Raw genomic sequence first — 22,829 nt, 5'->3', positions numbered from 1 at the left:
CAGACATGACAATCGATATCGAAGCGTTGGAGGCCGCCGCCAAGGCGGCCACGCCAGGCCCCTGGGTGCGCGGCCGGTTCGGCGGCATCTACCCCGACCATGAGAATACCCGCGGCCCCTGCGTCGTCCATGCCCAGTACGCCGACCACACCAGCCGCCCCAACGCCGAGGCCAACGAGGCCTTCGTGGCCGCCGCCAACCCCAAGGTGGTGCTGGGATTGCTGAGACGGCTGCGCGATGCCGAGGGCAACCACGCGGCGTCGTGCATCTACTGCGGCGAGGCCATCATCTACGACACGCGCAAGGTCGACGACATGGAAGCTGCCCACCAGCTGCTGATGGAGCACGACCGCCTGTGCCCGAAGAACCCGGTGGCTCAGCGGCTGCAGGCGGTCGAGCAGGAGAATGAGCGCCTGGCTAGCGTGTCACCCCATGGCCATGTGCTGAACACCCGCGACCTGATGCTGGCCGAGGAGAAGCTGGAAGCCGCTACCGACTATGCCGAGGACCGGGCCCGGATGCTGGGCATGGTCGCGGAGCGCCTGGGTGTGGCCGGCGAGCCCCACCAGGGCAAGGATGAACAGATCCTGGAGGCGCTGGACACCCTTATCGAGCGCAGCCGGCGCATGGAGGAAGCCATCGACTTCGCCTGCGCACCCGATATGTGGGAAGAGCGCTCCGACCTGGGCGGCGAGGTCTACGAGTACAAGTACCTGGAGTGGTATGTCGACGTGCTGCAGGAGGCGCTGACGCCTCACGAGCTGCACCCCGACGACGCCATGGTGGAAGCCGCGGCGCTGGCCATGCGCAAGAAGCTCGCCGACAAGCGAGGCGAAGGCCGGGGCGGCTGGGAGACCTGCAGCATCCCTCGCCTGAACAGCATGCTGGTCAACCACATCGCCAAGGGCGACCCGGTGGACGTGCTCAACTTCGCCGCCATGATCCATGCCCTTGGTGGACGCACCAGCCTCGATCGCGTGGCCCCGAGACAGCCAGGCGAGGCACCGCCCTGGTACGTCACCGACGACAAGCCGTGGTTCGCCTACTGTCCCGATCAGGGCCTGATGGCCTTCGGTACCGAGGCCGAGGCCGTCGAGCAGGCCACCGACTTCATCGACAGCTGGCTGGATGGCGACACCGGCTGGGATGAGCAAGTCGACCAGGTGTTCGTCGGCCGCGCCACCCAGATCAGCAGTCAGGTAGATCGAGTCGACCGTCCGGACGAGAGTCAACTGGATGAAGACGGTTGCGACCCCGAAGGCTACCACTGGGGCGACTTCGAGTACGTGTGCAACTACAAGGTGCAGCCGGTGGTTAGCGACGCCGCCAAGGCGTGGGCGGCCACCAGCGGCGGCGACACGTCCGGCTACGACCTGGTGGCCCACATGAAGCGCCAGATAGCGTTCTCGACCCGCGCCTTCGGCCCCGGCAGCCGCTGCCAGGGCGTAACCGACCATATCCGCAAGGAGCTCAAGGAGGTCGAGGCCGCCCCGCACGACCTCGAGGAGTGGATCGACGTCGCGTCGCTGGCCCTGGACGGCGCCTGGCGTGCCGGCTACTCCGCCGAAGAGGTGGCGGCCGGGCTGGGTGCGAAGCTCGTCAAGAACGAGGGGCGCGACTGGCCGGACTGGCGCACCGTCGACCCCACCAAGGCCATTGAGCACAACCGGCAGAGCGAGGAAACGTGATGGAGACCGCCAGCTATCAGGATGATGATCAGCGCGCCGTGCTCACCCTGAGTATCGAGGGCGCCAAGTTCAGCGAAATGGGCATGGGGCGCGTCGGCGAGATATTCGGCCTGCTGGCCCAAGTCGCTGGCGAGGACTCGGTGCTGGTCCGGTATTCCGGCGGCGAGATCATCATCAAGGAGGGGCGCCCGGGCGGCGCCTCTGACTCCCATAGGTCCGCCGTGGAAAAAGCGTGCGACAACTGGCTGGAGAGCGAGGGGTTAAGCATGGCCTCGCCCGAGGCCTGGTGGGCAACCAAGGCATGGATGAAGGCCAAGGGCTTTGACTGGCCCGAGGAGGCGGAAGGTGCCTAGCTTTGTATGGCGGCCGAAGCCGCCCACCCTGGATGAAGTCGTGGCCGCGGGAGGCGTGGCCCACTACTGGGCGCGCGGCTGGAACTTTAACCGCCCGGTGATCGCCGAGGTGTCGGTCTCCACCCGCGTCGACCCGCTGGAGAACTTCGTGACCGTGGTCAGCGTTGGTGGCAAGGAGGTGCTGGAGCCCACCACCAGCCCGCGCTTCACCAATCACGAAATGCTGCCGGGGTGGGCGCCCCTGGAGTGGGCCGGCCCCATTCCCCAGCCCGTCGACGGAAAACACGCCGCCGACACCCCATAGAGACCCATCACCATTCAAGAGAGCCCGGCTGGCAACCGTCAGCCGGCCATCTACCCTGTTATCGAGAGGTTCCCATGACCGCCGCTGTTGCACCCGACATCGCCGCGCGTAACGAGGACGAACTGGTCTTCCTGACCACCCAAGACGTGATCGAGAAGACAGGCCTGGCCAGCACCACCCTTCAGCGCCGGCGCGAAAGCGACCCGACCTTCCCCAAGCCGGTGGTGCTGAGCCGCGTCGGCAACCGGCCGCGCTGCATCCGCTGGGTCAAGTCCGAGGTCGAGGCCTGGATGCGCCGCCAGTTGGACAACCGCCTGGACTGATCCCCGCCTGCCCCCGCCAAGGGGGCTCATCATTCCAGCCCACACTTTCTTGTATGGCGCCGTGTATGGCGCCTTCCCGCCAAGCAAAATCACCATACACTTTCAGGTGATCCCACCACTGCTATTCGACCAACTCACGACGCACTAAAACCGCTGAATTTCTTGGAATTATTGGCCTTCCCATGGCCATTAAGTGGCACCTTGTAAAGGCCGCCCCAAACAGGACGATAAGGGAGCTGTAGTAGACCCACAGCAGGATCATCACCACCGAACCTGCCGCGCCATAGGTGGATGCGGTGGCCGTATAGGCCAGATACGAAGCGATGGCACTGCGCCCCACCGCAAACAGCAGCGCCGTGACTACCGCACCCAGCAGCACGTCACGCCAGCCTAGCACCACGTCAGGCAGAACCTTGAAGATGGTGGCAAACAAGGCGGTGATGACCGCCAGTGAGACGACGAATTCAGCCCCTGCCGTGAGCGGACCGGCCAGCGGCACCGCCGTGCTCGCCACCTGCAGCATGGCGCGCAGCATGATGCCGACCACCAGTGAAACCAGCAGGATGAAGCCGATGGCGAGCACCACGGTAAGTGACAGGATGCGCTGCTTGAGGAATACCAGCATGCTGTTGCGACTAGGCTTGGCCGTCACACCCCACATGGTGTTCAACGAGAACTGCATCTGGGCAAAGACGGTGGTGGCGCCGACCAGCAGACCCCCTACCCCGAGCAGCGTCGGCAGCAGTCCCGACTCCTCGATGCGTGAGGCTGCCACGGCCTGCTCCACCATGCGCGCTGCCTCTTCGCCCACGGTGCCCTGCAACTGGGCCACGATCTGCCCTTGGGCGGCATCCTCGCCGAAGACCACGCCGATCACGGCCACGGCGATGATCACGGTCGGGGCCAGGGAAAAAAGCGTGTAGAAGGCCAGCGAACCGGCATAGCTGAAGGCGTTGCGCTCCAGCCACAGGTTGACCGCCTCCTTGATCGCACGCCACCACAGCATGAACGAAATCCGTTCCACGACATCTCCTTGTTTGCCGTCATGCGTTACAGCATATCCGATCGATGCCGACCTGTCGGCCTGGCCGGCTCACGTTGCAGCGTCACGGACGAGACCACCATAATAAGGCCCGAGCCGCCCATGAAGGAGTTCCGATGCGTGTTTCCGACTATCAGTTCGACTGTCTTGTTTTCATCGGGCGCTTTCAACCACCGCACCTAGGGCACCTGGCGGTCATCAACGAGGCTCTGCGCCACGCCCGGCAAGTCATCGTTCTGGTCGGTTCCGCCTGGCAGGCCCGCTCGCTGCGCAACCCCTGGCATTTTCTTGAACGCCAGGCGCTTCTCAGGAGCTGCTTCGACGACGAGGAGAACGGCAGGCTCGATATCGTGCCGCTGCTTGATGCCCTCTATAACGACGATGTCTGGGTGCGCGACGTGCAGCGCAAGGTTCGCGACATTGCCGGCCATCATCATGCCAGGCTGCCGCGCATCGGGCTGATCGGTGCCAGCCGCGGCCAGTCGAGCTATTATCTCTCGCTGTTTCCGCAGTGGGAGTCGGTCAGCGTACCGCTGGTAGAAGGCATCTCGGCCAGTCAGATCCGCGAGCGCCTGTTTCGCTCATCCTCTTCCACCGCCGACTACCTGAGCACCGGTGCCGTCCACGACCTGCCTCCCGGCGTGGTCGAGGCCCTGCGCGAGTTTGCCGACAGCGACGCCCACCGCCAGCTGATGGAAGAGCAGCAACTGCTTGAACAGTACCGCCAGGCCTGGGTCAATGCGCCCTATCCTCCTATCTTCGTCACCGTCAACGCCGTGGTGGTGCAATCAGGCCATGTGCTGCTGGTGCGCCGTACGGCCGCTCCCGGCAAGGGACTGCTGGCACTTCCCGGCGGTTTCATCAGCCCCCATGAGCGGTTGCTCGATGCGTGCCTGCGGGAGCTGCGCGAACGCGTGCGGCTGAAGGTACCGGAGGCGGTGCTAAAGGGCTCGTTGCGCGGGCAGCGGCTGTTCGATGAGCCGCACCGCAGTTGGCGTGGACGGACCTTGGCCGAAGCCTTCTACTTCGCCCTGCGCCCCGACCAGCAGCTGCCGCAGCTTAAGCCGGTCAAGGGCGGCGATCACGCGCGCTGGGTACCGCTGGCCGAACTCGAACCGGACAGCCTGTTCGAGGACCACTTTTTCATCATTCAGAATTTTCTCGGCCTGCCGGCCGATTTCGGCGGGATCTAGCGGCACAAAAAAAGTGCTCCAGGGATCGGCGAGCGCCCCAAGCGCAAGGCGCCCGGAGCGCAGGAGATGGAGCATAGGGGGTATATGTGCCGCCTCCAAGCACCGCGAACAAATTCATCGGGAACGAATTTGAACAGCCTTAGCGCAGCGATTGGGCGGTGCAGCCAGCCGTGGCGTGTTTTTTCAGGCCTGGAGGAAATCCCGGGGCAGCTTCATCATCTGCCGCCACAGCTTCTCAACGCCTGGCTTATGCACCAATGAGCAGCGGTAGAGGCGGATCTCCAGCGGCACATCCCACTTCTCGTCACCGGCGCGTACCAGCTTGCCGCTCCTGAGCTCATCGCGGACACAGAAGTCGGGAATCCACGCGAGCCCGACCCCCTGCAGCACCATGCCTTTAAGCCCCTCGGCCATGGCGGTCTCGTAGACCGTGCGCAGGCGCAGGCGCAGCGGATCGTTCTTCAGCAGCATGCGCACGCTGCGCCCGAGGAAGGCGCCCTGGGTGTAGGCCAGATAGGGAATGGTGTCCTTGCTTTCCAGGCTGAAGCGGGGCTTGCCCTTGGCATCGGGGACGCTGACCGGCAGCATCTTGACCTGCCCGATGGAGAACGAGGGAAAGACCTCACCATCGAGCTGCATCGTGGCGTAGGGGTCGTGGTAGGCCAGCATCAGGTCGCAGTTACCCTCACGCAGCACGTGGATCGCCTCGCCGACGTTCATGGCCACGAGCCGAGTGGGCAGCTCGCCCAGGCCTTCCTGCAGGCGCGATATCCACTCGGGATAGAAGCTGAGTGCCAGCGAATGCGCCGCCACGATGTCCAGCGCCTCACGAGCCATGGAGACGCCACGCAAATGCCCCAGGCACTCGTTAAGCTGCTCCACCAGATTGCGTGCCGTCACCAGGAACAGCTGCCCTTCTGGGGTCAGGTTGATGGGTGTGGTCGAGCGGTCCACCAGAGTGACACCGACGGCCTGCTCGAGGGCACGGATACGGCGACTGAACGCCGGCTGGGTCACATGGCGCTGCCGTGCAGAGGCGGAAAAGCTGCGGGTGTTGGCCAGCGCCACGAAATCTTCCAGCCATTTTGTCTCGAGATTCACCGTGACTCCCGCCGCAGAGAAAAGATTGAGAATGCCGATACGTACTTGTGTCGACAGGGTTCTTTATCCAACAGGCCACTAATGTAACCCAGCCCCCCTGGCGAACCCAAGAGCGCATGATCACTGGATGGGGGCGGTCAGATAGGCCGCTCGCGACACCAGTTTCTGCCACAGCGGGCGGTTCTGCATCTCGTCGAAACCGATCCGGCGGCAGTCGGCAAAATCACGCTCCAGCATCAGTCGTACCTGCGCGGCAAAGCGTCGGTCGGGGATGAAGGCAGTGATCTCGAAATTCAGGCGAAACGAGCGGTTGTCGAGATTCACCGTACCCACCGCCGCCGCCGAATCGTCGATCAGTATCACCTTCTGATGTAAGAAGCCAGGCTGGTAGCGATAGACCTTGACCCCGGCTCGCACCATGTCGGGCAGGAACGAGAAGGCCGAAAGGTAGATCAGCAGGTGATCGGGACGTTCCGGCATCATGATGCGCACGTCTACGCCCCGCATGGCCGCCAGGCGCAAGGCATCCTGCACCCCCTGGTCCGGAACAAAATAGGGGCTCGTGACCCAAAGTCGCTCATGGGCGCTGTGGATGGCATGCTGCACCAGCAGGCTGGCCGTCTCCTGCCGATCGGCAGGGCCAGAGGGCACGATCACCACGTTCTGACACTCTTCACAGTCGGTGCGTGGCTCCCAGGCCAAGTTGATCACCTCGCCGGTGGCCCAGTGCCAGTCCTCCCAGAAGGCTTCCTGCAGGCCCAGCACGCTGGGCCCGGTAAGCTTGAGATGCGTATCCCGCCAAGGCCCGTGGCGCGGATGCTGCCCCAGGTACTCGATGCCGACATTGAAGCCACCAAGCCAACCCTGGCGGCCATCCACCACCTGGATCTTGCGATGATTGCGGAAGTTGAGCTGGAAACGATGCTTGAATCCCCGCGATGAACGAAACGGGCTCACCTCTACCCCGCCTTCTGATAGCTCACGCAGGTAACCCTCGGAGAGCTTGCGGCTGCCAACCTCATCGAACAGGAAGTAGACCCGTACGCCTCGGTCAGCGGCACGCAGCAGATGCTCCTTTAGCCGGTGCCCCAGAGCGTCGTGGCGAACGATGAAAAATTGTACAAGGACGTAATCCTCGGCTGCATCGATACCGGCAAAGAGACTGTCGAAGGTCTCCTGCCCATCGATCAGCAGCTCGGCCTGGTTGCCGCTGGTCAACGGCATCATGGCAAGCTGCTCCACGGCGCGAATATCAGGATTGCGCGGATCCGCAAGGAACGGCTCCAGACGTTCGCGATAGCGCGCCAGGATGCGCCGTAGCACGGTATCCCGCTCGCCGCGGGCGGAGACATAGCCGTAGAAGCGCGGCCGACCGAAGATCCAGTAGGCCGGCACGGCCAGGTAGGGAAAGGTCACGAGAGAGATGATCCAGGCAACGGCGCCCTGCGAGGTACGGCTGGAGAGCAGCGCCAGGATCGCCGACAGGATTCCCAGTAGATGGATCAGGAAAATCGCGAGGCCGAAAAGCCAGGATGCCATGACATCTCCCTGAAAAACAGCACACTGCAGCATACCCCAGACGGCAGCGGCCCCGCCAGTTGGCGGGGCCGCGGAGTCGTCGAGGCGAGATCAGGCCCGCTCGGCGATGATCTCCTTCCACTTGGCGGGGCCTATCTGGTGTACCGAGGTGCCCTGGCTGTCGACCGCCACGGTGACCGGCATGTCCTCGACCTCGAACTCGTAGATCGCTTCCATGCCCAGGTCGGCGAAGCCCACCACGCGGGACTTCTTGATCGCCTGTGCCACCAGGTAGGCGGAGCCGCCCACGGCCATCAGGTAGACCGCCTTGTTGTCGCGGATCGCCTCGATGGCGGCCGGGCCGCGCTCGGCCTTGCCCACCATGCCCAGCAGGCCGGTCTCTTCCAGCATGGTGCGGGTGAACTTGTCCATACGCGTGGCGGTAGTCGGGCCCGCCGGACCTACCACCTCGTCGCCCACCGGATCCACCGGCCCGACGTAGTAGATGAAGCGACCTTTCATGTCGACTGGCAGTTCTTCGCCCTTGGCAAGCATGTCGACCATGCGCTTGTGGGCGGCATCGCGTCCGGTGAGCAGCTTGCCGTTGAGCAGCAGGGTATCGCCCGGCTGCCAGGTCTGCACTTCTTCCGGGGTGACCGTATCCAGGTTAACGCGCTTGACGTTGTCACCCGCCTCGCGGGTGATCTCCGGCCAGTCTTCCAGCTTGGGCACCGGCAGTGCCGCCGGGCCGGAGCCGTCCAAGGTGAAGTGCGCATGACGGGTGGCCGCGCAGTTGGGGATGATCGCCACCGGCTTGTTGGCGGCGTGGGTCGGGTAGTCCTTGACCTTGATGTCGAGCACCGTGGTCAGGCCGCCCAGGCCCTGGGCGCCGATACCGCTCTTGTTGACCTTGTCGAACAGCTCCAGACGCAGCTCCTCGGCACGGTTGGACGCGCCGCGCGCCTGCAGCTCCTGGATGTCGATGGGATCGAGCAGCGCCTCCTTGGCGATCTCCATGGCCTTCTCGGCGGTGCCGCCGATGCCGATGCCGAGCATGCCGGGCGGACACCAGCCGGCGCCCATCTTGGGCAGCTGCTCGAGCACCCAGTCGACCACGCTGTCCGACGGGTTGAGCATGGCGAACTTGGACTTCGCCTCGCTGCCGCCACCCTTGGCCGCCACGTGGACCTCGACCTTGTCGCCGGGCACGATCTTGTGATGGATGATCGCCGGCGTGTTGTCGCCGGTGTTCTTGCGGGCGCCGTCCGGATCGGCCAGCACCGAGGCGCGCAGCACGTTGTCGGGCAGCTGGTAGGCACGACGCACGCCCTCGTTGATCATGTCGTCGAGGCTCATCTCGGCGTCCCAGCGCACGTTCATGCCCACATGCACGAACACGGTGACGATGCCGGTGTCCTGACAGATCGGACGGTGGCCCATGGCGCACATGCGCGAGTTGATCAGAATCTGGGCGATGGCGTCCTTGGCCGCCGGGTTCTCCTCCCGCTCGTACGCCGCCGCCATGGCGTCGATGAAATCCTTGGGATGGTAGTAGGAGATGTACTGCAGGGCGTCGGCGACGCTCTGGATCAGATCGTCCTGGCGGATCACGGTCATGTGCAAGGAACTCCTCGGCAGTGTCGGCATGCCCGCTTATGGATTCGCAAGCGCGAAGCGGCGGGCTCGAACGGTGGCGAATTATACCGTATCGCATCGTTGTCGACAGGGTTGTGCCGCCAAGGTCGTAGCTCTTCGTGTTTTAAATAAAAGGTAACGGTATAATGACTCTATGTGGGTTTGTCGCCACGGTTCTCCGCCTCTACGCTTGCAGTTAGCCCGTTCATGGACTCGACACCGCCTCGATCAAAGGAGCGATCATGCAACCCACCGTGTCTGATTTTATCATCTCCCGCTTGCGCGAATGGGGTGTGGAGCGGCTGTACGGCTACTCAGGCGACGGCATCAACGGTGTGATGTCCGCCCTGCGCCGCGCCGACGGCAATCCCCGCCTCATCCAGCCCCGCCACGAGGAAGTGGCCGCCTTCTTGGCCTGCGCCCATGCTAAGTTCAGCGACACGGTAGGCGTCTGTGTCGCCACTTCCGGACCAGGTGCGGTGCACCTGCTCAACGGCCTCTATGATGCGCGCAAGGATCACATGCCCACCGTGGCCATCGTCGGCCAGCAGGCCCGCAAGAGCCTCGGGACCGACTACCAGCAGGAGCTGGACCTGATGGCGCTGTTCAAGGACGTCGCCAGCGAGTACGTGCAGATGGTCACCGAGCCAGCCCAGGCCCGCCACGTCATCGACCAGGCCATGCGCATCGCCACTGCCCGTCGCACCGTGACCTGCGTGATCCTGCCCAATGATGTGCAGGATTTGCCCATGGAGGATCCTCCCATGGAGCATGGCGCGGTGTTCTCCGGCGTCGGCTACCGCTTCCCCAGTCAGGTGCCGGCAACCGCCGACCTGGACACCGCCGCCGAAATCCTGAATTCAGGCAAGAAGGTCGCCATCCTAGCTGGTGCCGGGGTCAAGCATGCGCTTGACGAACTGATCCGCGTAGCCGACCTGACCGGCGCCGGTATCGCCAAGGCGATCCTGGCCAAAACCATGGTGCCGGACGACCTGCCCGGCGTGACCGGCGCCATTGGCCTGCTTGGTACCGAGGCCAGCGACAAGATGATGAAGGAGTGCGATACCCTGCTGATGGTCGGCACCCGCTTCCCCTATGTGGAATTCCTGCCGGAGCCCGGCCAGGCACGTGCCGTTCAAATCGACGTGGTACCGGAAGCGCTGGGCATACGCTACCCCACCGAGATCAACCTGCACGGCGACGCTGGGGCCACACTGGCAGCCCTGGCCGAGCGCCTGGAACCAAAGGCCAACGACAAATGGCGCAAGAAGGTGCAGGGCTGGATCGACGACTGGTGGGAGAAGACCGAGGCCCGCGCCGCCACCGAGGCCTCACCGATCAACCCTCAGTTGGTGTTCCAGAGCCTCTCGTCACGGCTACCCGAGAATGTGATGCTCGCCTGCGACGTAGGCAGCGCCACCAACTGGTACGCGCGCAACCTGAAGATTCGCCGCGGCATGCTAGGGTCGGTTTCCGGCGGCCTGGCCTCCATGGGCAACGGCGTGCCCTACCTGATCGCCGCCAAGTTCTGCCACCCCAACCGGCCCGCCATCGCGCTAGTGGGTGACGGCGCCATGCAGATGCTCGGCAACAATGCCTTGATCACCCTGGCCAAATACTGGCAGGAGTGGGAAGACCCACGCTGCATCGTGCTGGTGCTCAACAACCACGATCTTAGCCAGGTGACTTGGGAGCAGCGCGTGATGGAGGGCGACCCCAAGTTCGACACCTCGCAGGAGCTGCCTGAGTTTCGCTACGACCAGTATGCCGAGCTGCTCGGCCTCAAGGGCCTGGTCATGCGCGAGCCCGACGACGTCGACCGGGTGTGGAACGAGGCACTCACCTCCGACCGCCCGGTGGTGATCAATGCCTATACCGACGGGGATATCGCGCCCCTGCCGCCGCACATCGAGTTCGCGCAGGCCAAGAGCTACCTGGCATCGATGTTGAAAGGCGATTCGAGCGGCCTGCACAGTGCCAAGCTCTCCGCCAAGCAGATGGGCCGCTCGTTGTTCAAGCGCAAGAACTAGCGGCAGCTTGCTGCCCTGCTCAAGATTTGTAGTTTGGGCAGGGTGAGCACAGCATGAAACGATAACGGTATATTAACGTACAATTGGTCAAACTCCCTGGCACGTCGGGCAAAGATAGAGCCGGCGCGACGCTACCGTCAGCCGCTCGACCGGGGTTGCACAGACATGGCACGGGCAGCCGTCGCGCTCGAACACGGCAAAGCGGCACAGCCGAGGGCTCTCGCCCTGTCGTCGCGCCTTGATCACCCAATCGTTTCGATTGGTGGTACCGGCCTGGTCGTAGGCCTGCCGGGTGACGGCAAGAATGGTTCGCGCCAACCCTTCCAGCCGCTCGTCGCTCAGATCAACGACCCGGGCCGTGGGCGGCAGCCCGGCGAAGAAAAGAATTTCGGAGCGCAGGTAGTTGCCGATGCCGGCGAAAGGTGCCTGATCGAGCAGCAGCCCGCCCAGCCGACGGCGCACGAAGCGCGGCTCGCTCAAACGCGCCACGGCCAGCTCCGGCGTGACCCCGTGGGTCAACAGGTCGGGGCCGAGACGAGAGAGAAAAGGATGCTCGGCGAGCCGCTCGGCCGGCCACAGCGAAACGTCCGAGGCGCTGTAGAGGCTGGCCGAGCGCCCTTCCGCCGTCAGCCGTACGCGCAGCGAGCGCTCGGTATCGGGCTCGCGTTCGGCGTCGTGGAGCTTCCATACGCCGTAGAGCTGGTTGTGGCTGTAGAGCACGCGACCGTCGTCGAAGCGGGTCAGCAACGCCTTGCCCCAGCTGTCCACCGCCGTGACCTCTCGCCCCACCAGCGAGTCGGCCTCAGCGGCCAGTTCGGGGAAGGCGAACCACACGGACTCCAGCCGCCTGCCGGCAAGCTGCTCGTGCAGGCGGTCGGCGGCACGGCGAATCTCAGGCCCTTCGGGCATCGAGTGTTTCCTTAGTATCTTGCCCCGCTCGGGGCTGATCCGCGGGCAGGCCTGCGAGGAGGCGCTGTAAATACTTCCCTGTACGCTACCTTTGCCATCCCTGGCAAAAGACCTCCTCTTCGGCCTGCCCACGGCGCCCCTCGCTCCGTGGTGAGCAGCAGTCAATCAACGATGCCTACCCAAGCGCCAGCTGCCGCTCCTTCAGCTCATGCAGCCGGTCGCGCAGCCTGGCCGCCTCCTCGAACTCCAGGTTCTGGGCCGCCTCGAACATGGCGTCCTCGACACGCGCCACCTCCTTGGCCAGATCGGTCGGCGAGAGCTCGTTGAGGTCGTAGATCGCCGCACCCTCGGCCACCTTGCGCTCGCTGCGCCGCCCCTTGCCCTTGCGCCCCGGCGCCTGCGCCGCCTCCATGATGTCGGCCACCGAGCGGGTCACGGTGGTGGGCGTGATGCCGTGCTTCTCGTTGTGGGCGATCTGCTTGGCGCGACGCCGCTCGGTCTCGTCGATGGCGCGACGCATGGAGTCGGTCACCCGGTCGGCGTAGAGGATCGCCTTGCCGTGGGCGTTGCGCGCCGCCCTGCCGATGGTCTGGATCAACGAGCGCTCGTTGCGCAGGAAGCCCTCCTTGTCCGCATCCAGGATCGCCACCAGCGACACCTCTGGGATGTCGAGTCCTTCGCGCAGCAGGTTGATGCCCACCAGCACGTCGAACTTGCCCAGGCGCAGGTCGCGTATGATCTCCACCCGCTCCACCGTGTCGATATCGGAGTGCAGGTAGCGCACCCGCACGTCATGCTCGTCAAGGTATTCGGTGAGGTCTTCGGCCATACGCTTGGTCAGGGTGGTGACCAGCACACGCTCGCCCACTTCGGCGCGTAGGCGGATCTCCGACAGCAGGTCATCGACCTGGGTAGTGGCCGGTCGCACTTCGATTTCGGGGTCAACCAGGCCGGTGGGGCGCACCACCTGCTCCACCACCTGGCCGGCGTGCTTGGCCTCGTAGGGGCCAGGCGTGGCCGAGACGAAGATCGTCTGCGGGCAGATGGCCTCCCACTCCTCGAAGGTCATCGGACGGTTGTCCAGCGCCGAGGGCAGGCGGAAACCGTATTCGACCAGCGTCTCCTTGCGCGAGCGGTCGCCCTTGTACATCCCCCCGACCTGGGGAACGCTGACGTGTGACTCGTCGATGAACACCAGCGCATCGGACGGCAGGTAATCGAAGAAGGTGGGCGGCGGCTCGCCGGGTGCACGCCCCGAAAGATAGCGCGAGTAGTTCTCGATGCCGTTGCAATAGCCCAGCTCGTTCATCATCTCCAGATCATAGAGCGTGCGTTGCTCGAGTCGCTGGGCCTCCACCAGGCGGTCGTTCTTGCGCAGCCATTCGAGACGCTCGACCAGCTCGACTTTGATCGCCTCGGCGGCGGAGAGGATCGTCTCACGCGGCGTTACGTAGTGGCTCTTAGGATAGATTGTCATGCGCGGCACCTCGCCGCGGGTTTCGCCAGTGAGCGGATCGAACAGGCGGATCGAGTCGATCTCGTCGCCGAACAGCTCCACCCGTACCGCCTCCTCGTCGGAGTCGGCCGGATAAATGTCGATCACGTCACCGCGCACCCGGTAGGTAGCGCGCTTGAAGTCCATGTCATTGCGGGTGTATTGCAACTCCGCCAGGCGGCGCAGGAAGCTGCGCTGGTCGATCAGCTCGCCGCGAGTGAAGTGCAGGCGCATCTTCAGGTACTGGTCGGGATCGCCCAAACCGTAGATGGCCGAAACCGAGACCACGATCAACGCATCGCGCCGCTCGAGCAGCGCCTTGGTCGCTGAGAGCCGCATCTGCTCGATGTGGTCGTTGATCGAGGCGTCCTTCTCGATGAAGGTGTCCGACGAGGGCACGTAGGCTTCGGGCTGGTAGTAATCGTAATAGGAGACGAAGTACTCGATGGCGTTGTCGGGGAAGAACGACTTGAACTCGCCGTAGAGCTGGGCGGCCAGGGTCTTGTTGGGCGCCATGACGATGGTCGGTCGCTGCAGCCGTTCGACCACGTTGGCCATGGTGAAAGTCTTGCCCGACCCGGTCACGCCCAGCAGGGTCTGGTGGGCCAGTCCCGCCTCCAGCCCCGTCACCAGGCCTTCGATGGCGGCAGGCTGGTCACCGGCGGGCTTGAACTTGGCATTCAGGCGAAACGGTTTGCTCATCTTGGCTCCGGCAACGCGCCGGGCGCCTCATGGCGCCCGGCAAGGATCATCTCCAGGCGGCTCGGGGCCGGCGGTGCAATGCGCCCCGCTCAGGCCTCGACCACATCGGCACTACGCGTGGTGACCTCCACGGTGGCACTGGTCATCAGGCGGTGAATCGGACACTTGTGGCTGATCTCCTCGAGCCGGGCACGCTGCTCGGCATCCTCGATGCCGTGGAAGGTCATCACCACTTCGAGTCGATAGATGCCCTTCTGTTCCTCGCTGTCGTCACGATTGACGGTAACGCTAATGCCTTCGAGGGGCCATTTCTTGCGCTGGGCGTACATCTGCGCAGTGATCGCCTTGCAAGCCCCGAGCGAGAGATCGAAAAAGTCGTGGGGGTCCGGAGCACTGCCCTCGCCGCCGTAGGCCTTGGGCACATCGACGTAGAGATCCTCGAACCCTTCGATCTGCACCTGCTGGCGAAAAATCCGGTTGCGCTCACTGACGATCTGGATGGTCTGTTTCATTCTGCGTAATTCCGCTATTTGACGACGATGGGAAGGCCCAGGGATTCGATGGCACGCCGCAGCGTCTCGCGGCTGGCCCGGCCTTCGACGTCGGCTCCATGGCGACCTACCTCAGCACTCTCGACGCCATCCACCATCATCAGGGCTTCGGTGATACGATTGATCTGTTCGGCGTTTTCCACCCCTGTGAAGCTCAGCGACACCTGTGCCATGGACGACTCCCGTTCCTAAGCATAACGAAAGAACAGTCTAACATGGCTACTAGGGAGCGGCAGCCGCTTGCAATGTCGCAGCACCGGCCGCATACCTTGAAAACCCACCCCTGAACACGACCTGGAGCCACAGGCAATGAGTGACTGGATGACCGCCCTGGGCGGACGGCGAGTGAGCGACGAACGCGTGGAGTTCGACACCCCCGACCCGGCTAGAGCCGCCCTGGAAGGCACCGTGACCAGCCCGCTGGTCCACCTCGCCATGCTTGACGTGGCCGGCGCGGGCGCCGCCAAGCTGCTGCAGGGGCAAACCAGCGCACAGGTCGAGCTGGCTGACGGCCACTTTGCACCGCTGACCAGCTTCTGCACCGCCAAGGGGCGCATGCTGGCCAATGCCCAGCTGCTGCGCATCACCCCCGAACGCTACCGGCTGATCCTTCACCGCGGCCTGGCACAGCCGCTGCGCCAGCATCTGGCGAAGTTTGCCCCGTTCTACAAGTGCGAACTGCAGGTGCGTGACGACCTCGCGCTGGTGGGGCTGATCGGCCGAGAGGCCCAGGCGCTGGCGGAGGTGCGCTGCGACCTGGTTCCCCCCGGACTCTGGCACCAGGCGGGCGATGAAACCTTGCAGCTGCTTGCCCACCCGGGGCCCCAGCCGCGGCTGCTGATCTGCCTGCCCGAGGCGCAGGCAGCAGCGCTGGTCGCCCAACTGGCCGCACAGGCTCCGCTGGTGGGCAATGCGGTGTGGTGCCTGCAGGACATCCAGGCGGGACTCGCCTGGCTGACGCCGGCGCATCAGGATGCCCTGCTGCCGCAGATGATCAACTGGGAGGCGCTGGGCGGGGTGAGCTTCAAGAAGGGCTGCTATACCGGGCAAGAGGTGGTAGCCAGAGCGCATTTCCGCGGCCAGGTGAAGAAGCGCCTGTCGCGCGCCCAACTGGAGGGGGAGCAAGTGCCGCCCCTGGGCGCCAGCGTGCTCGATGCAGAGGGCAAGAGCGCCGGCGAGGTAGTGGCCGCCGAGCTTGACGCCTACGGCCAGGCCGAGATCCTGGCGGTGCTGAGCACCCGCGACCATGCCGAGCCGCTCAGGGTCGAAGGGCAGCCAGCCAAGCTGTTGAAGCTTCCCTACTCCATCGAACGCGTCGACCCTGAGAGCCTGGCCCAGCGGGCCGGCTAGGCGAGCCCGAAGATTCGCTTGGCGGTTGCCGTACTCTGCGCGGCAATCGCCTCGGTCGAGACATTCCGCAGCTTGGCCACCATATCGCATACCTGGTCGATGCGGACCGGCTCGTTGCGTCGGCCCTGGTAGCCGCACAGTGGCATGTCGGGGCTGTCGGTTTCCAGCACGAAGCCATCCTCTGGCAGGCTCTTCACGGCGCGCCACAGGCGCTGCGCCCGCTCATAGGTCACCGCCCCGCCCAGCCCCACCACGAACCCCAGGTCGAGAAACTTCCAGGCCTGATCCGGCGAGCCGGCAAAAGCATGTATCAGGCCGCCGGCCGGCAGGTCGAGCTCACGCAGCCGCTTGGACACCTTGTCGTTGGCATGCACGCAGTGGATGACCACCGGCAGCTGGCGCGTCTTGGCCAGCCGCAGTTGGGCATTGAACAGCTCCCACTGGGCCTCCAGCGTCTCCTCGAAACGGGCATCGATACCGCACTCGCCTACCCCCTTTACCTCGGGGTGGGCGTCGAGCGCCTGGGCGAGCGCATCCACGTCCTCCTCGCCATGTTCGTCGATGAAACAGGGATGCAGGCCCAGGCTGATGCTAACGTCGGGCCGCTCGCCCAGTGCCAGCACGTTTGGCCAGCGCTTGCGCGTGGTGCCGGGCACCATGAAGTGGCCCACCCCGGCGGCCCTGGCCCTCTCGAACATCGCCTCACGGTCGGCGTCGAAGTCGGGAAAGTCCAGGTGACAGTGGGCATCGATCAACATGGCGCCTCCATGGCTAGCTATCAGTGCTCCCGGGTCGCGGCAAAGCGGATCTCGGGCCAGCGTTCCTGAGTCATCTGCAGATTGACCCTCGTGGGGGCAATGTAGGTCAGGTAGCCACCGCCATCCAGCGCCAGGTTGGCGCTCGCCTTGCGCTTGAATTCCTCTAGCTTCTTGGCATCGTCGCTGTAGATCCAGCGGGCGGTCTGCACGTTGACCGGCTGGTAGACGCAGTCGACCTTGTACTCTTCCTTGAGCCGGTGGGCGACTACGTCAAACTGCAGGGTACCCACGGCGCCCAGGATCAGGTCGTTGTTGTCCAACGGCTGGAACAGCTGGGTGGCCCCCTCCTCGGAGAGCTGCTGCAAGCCTTTCTGCAGCGCCTTGAGCTTCAGCGGATCCTTGAGCTGCACGCGCTTGAACAGCTCCGGGGCGAAGTGGGGAATGCCGGTGAAGCGCATCTCCTCACCCATGGTGAAAGTATCGCCGATCTGGATGGTACCGTGGTTGTGCAGACCAATGATGTCGCCTGGCCAGGCCTCCTCAACGTGGGCGCGGTCGGCGGCCATGAAGGTCAAAGCGTCGGCGATCTTGACGTCCTTGCCGATGCGCACATGACGCATCTTCATGTTTTTCTCGTACTTGCCCGAACAGACGCGCAGGAAGGCGATGCGATCGCGGTGCTTCGGGTCCATGTTGGCCTGTATCTTGAACACGAAGCCGGTGAAGCGGCTGTCGTTGGCCTCGACGGAGCGGGTATCGGTCTCACGGGGCTGCGGCGGCGGCGCGTATTCAACGAAGCCATCCAGCATCTCGCGCACGCCGAAGTTGCCCATGGCGGTACCGAAATAGACCGGGGTCAGCTCGCCGCGCCGGTAGGCATCGAGATCGAACTCATGCGAGGCACCACGCACCAGCTCGACCTCCATGCGCAGCTCCTCGGCCGCCTCCGCGCCGAGCACTGCATCGACTTCGGGGCTGTCGAGCCCCTGGATGCGCTTGTCATCGGGAATGCGGTTGCCCTGCCCCTGGGTATAGAGATGAATCACATCGTTGTAGAGGTGGTAGACGCCCTTGAAATGACGCCCCATGCCGATCGGCCAGGTCATCGGCGCGCACTGGATGTTGAGCACCGTTTCGACTTCGTCCATTACCTCGATAGGGTCGCGGATGTCGCGGTCCATCTTGTTGACGAAGGTGAGAATGGGCGTGGTGCGCAGACGACACACCTCCATCAGCTTGATGGTGCGATCCTCGACGCCCTTGGCACCGTCGATCACCATCAGCGCGGAGTCGACTGCCGTCAGGGTACGGTAGGTGTCCTCGGAGAAGTCCTCGTGGCCCGGCGTGTCGAGCAGGTTGACGATGCGCCCGCCATAGGGAAACTGCATCACCGAGGTGGTCACCGAGATGCCGCGCTCCTGCTCCATCTTCATCCAGTCGGAGGTGGCGTGGCGGTCGTTGCGCTTGCTCTTCACCGACCCGGCAAGCTGGATCGCATTTCCGAACAGCAGCATCTTCTCGGTGATGGTGGTTTTGCCCGCATCGGGGTGCGAGATGATCGCGAAGGTTCTACGCAGCCCGACTTCCCGGGCTAGGTCGGCATCAGACATCAGGGTAAGATTCGTCGTCATGGCACCGGTCATCGGTGCGTGGGTGTCAAGTGCCCGCATTCTACGGCTTTGCCCGACCGAGGTGTAGGGCAAGTCTCGCCCAAGGTGGCAAACGGCACGCCACGACCCCGTGTCACGGTATCATGGGCAACGCCCTGCCTGGAGTCGTCATGCCTTCCGCCCCCCCTTTGCCGCTGCCCCTCTCCACGCCCAGCCACAACCTGATCCGTCTGACCATCATTCGTGGCATCACCTGGATGGGGTTTCTTGCCGCCGTCATCATCGGGATCGAATGGCTGGATTTCCAGCTTGAAGTGCTGCCGGTGATCGGCGTGATCGCCAGCATGGGGCTATTGAACCTGTTCACCTGGTGGCGCCTGGATCGACAGTGGGCCGTACGTCACAGCGAGTATGTCGTTCATCTGCTGGCCGATATCGCGGCGCTGACGGTGTTGTTCTATTTCACCGGCGGCTCCACCAATCCCTTCATCAACTACTACCTGGTGCCGGTCACCATCGCTGCAGCCACCCTGCCCTGGCGCCATGCCTGGTTCATCGCCTCGGCCGCCATGGCCGCCTATACCCTGCTGATGCTGGACTACCGGCCGGTGCCCCAGCTTGACCATCACGGCGGCGACGTGAATCTGCACGTGGTCGGCATGTGGCTCAACTTCGCCCTCTCCGCCGGCCTGGTGGCTTATTTCATCGTCAAGATGGCCAACGCCCTGCGCAGCCGAGAACAGGCCCTGTCGCAGACCCGCGAAGCGGCGTTGCGCAACGAGCAGATCGTGGCCGTAGCCACCCAGGCCGCCGGTACCGCCCATGAGCTGGGCACGCCGCTGTCGACCATGGCTGTACTGCTCAGCGACATGCGCGAGGATGCGCATGGCAACGCCCAGTTGGTAAAGGACATCGACCTGCTGCGCCAGCAGGTCGATGTGTGCAAGACGAGGCTGCGCGACCTGGTGCGCAGCGCCGAAAGGCAGCGCCTGTCCAACCCCGAGGCGTGCGATGCCCGCGACTGGCTGACGGGCGTGATCCAGCGCTGGCTGGTGCTGCGTCCGGACGTCAGCCATGTAGTGGATATCGCCTCGCAGCAGGGCACGCCTTGGCTCAAGGTCGACGCCACCCTGGACCAGGCCATCACCAACCTGCTCAACAATGCCGCCGACGCCAATCCGGACAACATCCAGATCCGGCTGGACTGGAACGCCGAGGAAGTGGTCATCGACATTCGTGACCACGGCCCCGGCGTGGCGCTGGAGATTGCCGATCGCCTTGGCGAAACTTTCGTCTCGACCAAGAGCAAGGGGCTAGGGATTGGGCTGTTCTTGACCCACGCCACCATCAACCGCTTCGGAGGTGTGGTAAGCCTATATAACCACCCGGACGGAGGGACACTGACCGAAGTGATCCTGCCGCTCGGAGACACATAACACATCATTGAAGCTTGAAAAATTATAGAAGCAAGTCATGAGCGATGCGACGAGGATGCCATGCAAGACGCTGAAACCCGGCTGTTAATAGTCGACGACGACGAAATGTTCTGCCACGTGCTGTCACGCGCCATGGCAAGGCGCGGCTATGACGTGCTGGTGGCCCACGATGCCGATCAGGCCCTTGAGCTAGCGCAGCGCCACCGTCCGGGGCTGGCCACGCTGGATCTCAAGCTCGAGCACAGCTCCGGCCTGAAGCTGCTGCCGGAGCTGCTGGCCATCGTGCCGGGCTGTCGCGTCGTGGTGCTGACCGGCTACTCCAGCATCGCCACCGCCGTGGAAGCCATCAAGCTGGGTGCAGTCAACTACCTGTGCAAACCGGCCGACGCCGAGGAGATCCTGGTGGCGCTGGGCCGGGAGGGCGGAGACCCTGATGCTGAAGTCGCCGAGGCCCCGCCCTCCATCAACCGCATCGCCTGGGAGCATATCCAGAAGGTACTGCAGGAGCACGACGGCAACATTTCTGCCACTGCCCGTGCCTTGGGCATGCATCGCCGCACGCTGCAGCGCAAGCTGCAAAAACGCCCGGTGCGGCGCTGATTACTGGGCCGTCCAGCCCAGGTCGATGTTCCAGCTCGAGCCGGTCACCGCACCGGCCGCATCCGACGCCAGGTAGGCAACCAGGCCGGATACCTCTTCCGGCTGGATGAGCCGCTTGACCGCCGCGTTCTTGAGCATGACCTGCTCGACAACCTGCTGCTCGTCCATGCCGTGCAGCCGCGCCTGGTCGGCGATCTGGTTCTCCACCAGCGGCGTCTTGACGTAGGCCGGACAAATGGCATTCACGGTGATGCCCTGCGCCCCACCCTCCAGCGCTGCCGTCTTGGTCAGGCCGATCATGCCGTGCTTGGCACTGATGTAGGCAGACTTGCCCGGTGACGCTATCTGCGCGTGCACCGAGGCGATATTGATGACCCGGCCCCAGCCATTCTGACGCATGGACGGCCATACCGCCTGCGTGAGCAGAAAGGGAGCCGTCAGCATCAGGTCGATGATCTGGCGCCACTTGGCCTCGGGGAACTCCTCCAACGGAGCGACATGCTGGATCCCGGCATTGTTGACCAGGATGTCCACCCGGCCGAAGCGCTTGAGCGCCTCCGCTACGGCGGCCTTGCAAGCCTCACCATCGGCCAGGTCGGCCTGGAAGAACGCCGCTCCCACCGCCTCGGCCTTTTCCCTTGCCTGTTCGTTGTAGTCCACCGCCAGCACCTGGTGCCCCATCTCGCGGAATTGGCGAACCACGGCCTCGCCAATGCCACTGGCGGTTCCGGTGACCAGAGCGACGCGAGGCGCAGGATTAGTTGGATTGGTCATCGACACGTTCCTTCTACAAGGCTGAATGAGTGGGCCAAAGCCATATCAGCATAAGCCGCTACTGCACCGCACACCAGCGCCCCGGATCATGCCGGTGGCGCCAGCACCTTGTCCATCAGCCGCTGGGCAAGGCGGCTGGCCTCCTGGAGCGACTCGATATCGCTCAGGTCATCGAGCAGCTCGCAGCGCCAGCACCATTGCGTCGCATCGATCCGCTCCGCCATGAACGGGTAGCGCCCAGAGGGAAGCATGAAATCACACGGCCCCTCTTCGTTCGGCATGGCGGCCGTTGCGTCACCCGGCAGCAGCACCAGCGACAGCGATACCGGGGTCACCAAGGCACCCGCCAGGTAGCGCCCAGGAGCGGTTTCCGCCTCCTCAAGCAGCAGTTCCTGAAAGCACAGCGCATCGCAGGTCAGGCGCGGGTTGTAGTTCGGCGAACCCTTGAAGGCATCGCTGCGCTCGCGCTGCCAGGCCTTGGCCAGTTGGAAGAGGCGTTGGTATTGGTCGTGTGTCAGGCTCTGCATGGTCGTAACCTCGTGGCGTGGACTGGGGCGCTGCGATCGGTTCGGCAGCCTAGGCGTTGGCTGCTATTCTGGCAATTCCCCCTGTGACGAGGAACGCCCATGCTCCCTTTACAGCGACTCGAACTGGCCGTCTCGATCGCCCGGGAAGCCGGAGACGCCATTGCTGAAGCACGACGCCGACAGGTCTTCGGCTCCCGCTACAAGCGGGACCATGAGCTGGTTACCGACGTCGACTTCGCTATCGACACCCTGATCAGTGAACGTCTTGCCGCCAGCCTGCCCGACGAGCCCCGCCTCAGCGAGGAGCTATCGCCGGATCCTCAAGTCATGCGCGATGCCGAGTCACTGTGGGTCATCGATCCCATCGACGGCACCGTCAATTTCGCCCATGGCCTGCACCACGTGTGCGTTTCGATTGCCTGGGTCAGCGAAGGCAAGGCTCGGCTCGGGGTCGTGCACGCCCCATTTCTCAACGAAACCTACACGGCGCTATGCGGCCAGGGCGCCTGGTGCAACGGCAAGTCGATCCATGCCAGCCGCACGGGCAACATGGCGCGCAGCCTGGTGGGCACCGGCTTCCCCTATCGCCGGGACAGCCGCCCCCCCTTGATGCGGCGCCTCATGGCAGTGCTGGAACACTGTCAGGATGTCCGCCGTAACGGCTCGGCGGCGCTGGACCTGTGCGACGTGGCGTGCGGTCGCCTCGATGCCTACTACGAAAGCGTCTCGCCTTGGGACTTTGCCGCCGGGCTGCTGATCGCCCGTGAAGCCGGAGCCAGAACGGGGCACCTCTACCCCTGTCCCGACGGCATACCGGAAGACTTGTACGGCGAGAACATCCTGGTAGCGAGCCCCGAACTCTTCGATGAAATGAAGGAACTCTTGCGCGCAGCGGACGCCAACGCGCTGTCCTTGTCCTGATCACGAGGG

General features: G+C 64.2%; 22 protein-coding genes. 10 read left to right on the top strand and 12 right to left on the bottom strand.

Translation table 11 applies throughout. The annotated features are described in order from the left end of the window. Nucleotides 1-5 precede the first annotated feature (5 nt). The 4 genes from ACT7B3_RS08475 to ACT7B3_RS08460 all read left to right on the top strand — a co-directional run bounded on the left by ACT7B3_RS08475 (nt 6) and on the right by ACT7B3_RS08460 (nt 2,668). Nucleotides 6-1,688 carry a dATP/dGTP pyrophosphohydrolase domain-containing protein gene (locus tag ACT7B3_RS08475; protein WP_445157601.1) on the top strand — a complete coding sequence of 561 codons (1,683 nt, stop codon included), beginning with the start codon at nt 6-8 and terminating at the stop codon, nt 1,686-1,688. Further along, the gene (locus tag ACT7B3_RS08470) at nt 1,688-2,041 is read left to right on the top strand and encodes a hypothetical protein (RefSeq protein WP_445157600.1); all 354 of its coding nucleotides are present in this window, start codon (nt 1,688-1,690) and stop codon (nt 2,039-2,041) included. Before ACT7B3_RS08475 ends, ACT7B3_RS08470 begins: the two co-directional genes overlap by 1 nt. Beyond that, entirely contained in the window at nt 2,034-2,345 is a 312-nt protein-coding gene (locus ACT7B3_RS08465) for a hypothetical protein (RefSeq protein WP_445157599.1), read from the top strand. Before ACT7B3_RS08470 ends, ACT7B3_RS08465 begins: the two co-directional genes overlap by 8 nt. 74 nt (nt 2,346-2,419) lie before the next feature. Further along, nucleotides 2,420-2,668, top strand: a complete 249-nt coding sequence (locus ACT7B3_RS08460) for a helix-turn-helix transcriptional regulator (RefSeq protein ID WP_445157598.1) — start codon at nt 2,420-2,422, stop codon at nt 2,666-2,668. Nucleotides 2,669-2,789: 121 nt separating this feature from the next. On the opposite strand, the gene ACT7B3_RS08455 is transcribed toward ACT7B3_RS08460, so the two are convergent. Continuing rightward, on the bottom strand, nt 2,790-3,674 hold the full coding sequence (locus tag ACT7B3_RS08455; RefSeq protein ID WP_445158862.1) for a YihY/virulence factor BrkB family protein: 885 nt from the start codon (nt 3,672-3,674) through the stop codon (nt 2,790-2,792). Between the two features lie 152 nt (nt 3,675-3,826). On the opposite strand from ACT7B3_RS08455, the gene ACT7B3_RS08450 reads away from it, so the two are divergent. Further along, entirely contained in the window at nt 3,827-4,903 is a 1,077-nt protein-coding gene (locus tag ACT7B3_RS08450; RefSeq protein ID WP_444677735.1) for a bifunctional nicotinamide-nucleotide adenylyltransferase/Nudix hydroxylase, read from the top strand. A gap of 183 nt (nt 4,904-5,086) precedes the next feature. Here ACT7B3_RS08450 and ACT7B3_RS08445 read toward each other — a convergent pair whose 3' ends face one another. The 3 genes from ACT7B3_RS08445 to ACT7B3_RS08435 all read right to left on the bottom strand — a co-directional run bounded on the left by ACT7B3_RS08445 (nt 5,087) and on the right by ACT7B3_RS08435 (nt 9,139). Then, complete coding sequence (locus ACT7B3_RS08445) at nt 5,087-6,004, bottom strand: LysR substrate-binding domain-containing protein (RefSeq protein ID WP_445157597.1); 918 nt, start codon at nt 6,002-6,004, stop codon at nt 5,087-5,089. A 120-nt stretch (nt 6,005-6,124) separates the two neighbouring features. Beyond that, entirely contained in the window at nt 6,125-7,543 is a 1,419-nt protein-coding gene (gene cls / locus ACT7B3_RS08440; protein ID WP_445157596.1) for a cardiolipin synthase, read from the bottom strand. 90 nt (nt 7,544-7,633) lie between these two features. After that, complete coding sequence (locus ACT7B3_RS08435; protein ID WP_445157595.1) at nt 7,634-9,139, bottom strand: fumarate hydratase; 1,506 nt, start codon at nt 9,137-9,139, stop codon at nt 7,634-7,636. 260 nt (nt 9,140-9,399) lie between these two features. Here ACT7B3_RS08435 and ACT7B3_RS08430 point away from each other — a divergent pair, with 260 nt between their 5' ends. Beyond that, nucleotides 9,400-11,187, top strand: coding sequence for a thiamine pyrophosphate-requiring protein (locus ACT7B3_RS08430; RefSeq protein ID WP_445157594.1), 1,788 nt, complete (start codon nt 9,400-9,402; stop codon nt 11,185-11,187). Between the two features lie 87 nt (nt 11,188-11,274). On the opposite strand, the gene nei is transcribed toward ACT7B3_RS08430, so the two are convergent. The 4 genes from nei to ACT7B3_RS08410 all read right to left on the bottom strand — a co-directional run bounded on the left by nei (nt 11,275) and on the right by ACT7B3_RS08410 (nt 15,017). Then, the gene (gene nei, locus ACT7B3_RS08425) at nt 11,275-12,096 is read right to left on the bottom strand and encodes an endonuclease VIII (RefSeq protein WP_445157593.1); all 822 of its coding nucleotides are present in this window, start codon (nt 12,094-12,096) and stop codon (nt 11,275-11,277) included. Nucleotides 12,097-12,271: 175 nt separating this feature from the next. After that, a complete protein-coding gene (gene uvrB, locus ACT7B3_RS08420; RefSeq protein ID WP_445157592.1) occupies nt 12,272-14,293 on the bottom strand; it encodes an excinuclease ABC subunit UvrB in 2,022 nt (673 codons plus the stop codon). 89 nt (nt 14,294-14,382) lie between these two features. Next, a complete protein-coding gene (locus ACT7B3_RS08415) occupies nt 14,383-14,805 on the bottom strand; it encodes an OsmC family protein (protein WP_445157591.1) in 423 nt (140 codons plus the stop codon). 14 nt (nt 14,806-14,819) lie between these two features. Next, a complete protein-coding gene (locus ACT7B3_RS08410) occupies nt 14,820-15,017 on the bottom strand; it encodes a hypothetical protein (protein ID WP_444677741.1) in 198 nt (65 codons plus the stop codon). A gap of 136 nt (nt 15,018-15,153) precedes the next feature. Between ACT7B3_RS08410 and ygfZ the strand changes: the two genes are divergently transcribed. Then, entirely contained in the window at nt 15,154-16,194 is a 1,041-nt protein-coding gene (gene ygfZ / locus ACT7B3_RS08405; protein WP_445157590.1) for a CAF17-like 4Fe-4S cluster assembly/insertion protein YgfZ, read from the top strand. On the opposite strand, the gene ACT7B3_RS08400 is transcribed toward ygfZ, so the two are convergent. Then, nucleotides 16,191-16,952 (bottom strand): TatD family hydrolase, encoded by a 762-nt coding sequence (locus tag ACT7B3_RS08400; RefSeq protein ID WP_445157589.1) that lies wholly within the window; start codon nt 16,950-16,952, stop codon nt 16,191-16,193. The two genes, ygfZ and ACT7B3_RS08400, sit on opposite strands and share 4 nt — an antisense overlap. A gap of 20 nt (nt 16,953-16,972) precedes the next feature. After that, nucleotides 16,973-18,562 (bottom strand): peptide chain release factor 3, encoded by a 1,590-nt coding sequence (locus ACT7B3_RS08395; RefSeq protein ID WP_445158861.1) that lies wholly within the window; start codon nt 18,560-18,562, stop codon nt 16,973-16,975. A gap of 170 nt (nt 18,563-18,732) precedes the next feature. On the opposite strand from ACT7B3_RS08395, the gene ACT7B3_RS08390 reads away from it, so the two are divergent. Both ACT7B3_RS08390 and ACT7B3_RS08385 read left to right on the top strand, forming a co-directional pair. Next, nucleotides 18,733-19,998 (top strand): ATP-binding protein, encoded by a 1,266-nt coding sequence (locus tag ACT7B3_RS08390; protein WP_445157588.1) that lies wholly within the window; start codon nt 18,733-18,735, stop codon nt 19,996-19,998. 60 nt (nt 19,999-20,058) lie between these two features. After that, a complete protein-coding gene (locus ACT7B3_RS08385) occupies nt 20,059-20,598 on the top strand; it encodes a response regulator transcription factor (protein WP_445157587.1) in 540 nt (179 codons plus the stop codon). Here the strand turns inward: ACT7B3_RS08385 and ACT7B3_RS08380 are convergent, their stop codons facing one another. Both ACT7B3_RS08380 and hybE read right to left on the bottom strand, forming a co-directional pair. Next, nucleotides 20,599-21,372 (bottom strand): 3-hydroxybutyrate dehydrogenase, encoded by a 774-nt coding sequence (locus tag ACT7B3_RS08380; RefSeq protein ID WP_445157586.1) that lies wholly within the window; start codon nt 21,370-21,372, stop codon nt 20,599-20,601. Nucleotides 21,373-21,458: 86 nt separating this feature from the next. Beyond that, nucleotides 21,459-21,899: a [NiFe]-hydrogenase assembly chaperone HybE gene (gene hybE / locus ACT7B3_RS08375; protein WP_445157585.1), complete on the bottom strand. Its 441-nt coding sequence runs from the start codon at nt 21,897-21,899 to the stop codon at nt 21,459-21,461. Nucleotides 21,900-21,998: 99 nt separating this feature from the next. On the opposite strand from hybE, the gene ACT7B3_RS08370 reads away from it, so the two are divergent. Further along, complete coding sequence (locus tag ACT7B3_RS08370) at nt 21,999-22,820, top strand: inositol monophosphatase family protein (RefSeq protein ID WP_445157584.1); 822 nt, start codon at nt 21,999-22,001, stop codon at nt 22,818-22,820. Nucleotides 22,821-22,829 lie beyond the last annotated feature (9 nt).

The sequence above is a fragment of the Halomonas sp. E14 genome (assembly GCF_052568415.1).
This window is presented reverse-complemented; position numbering and strand designations above follow the sequence as displayed.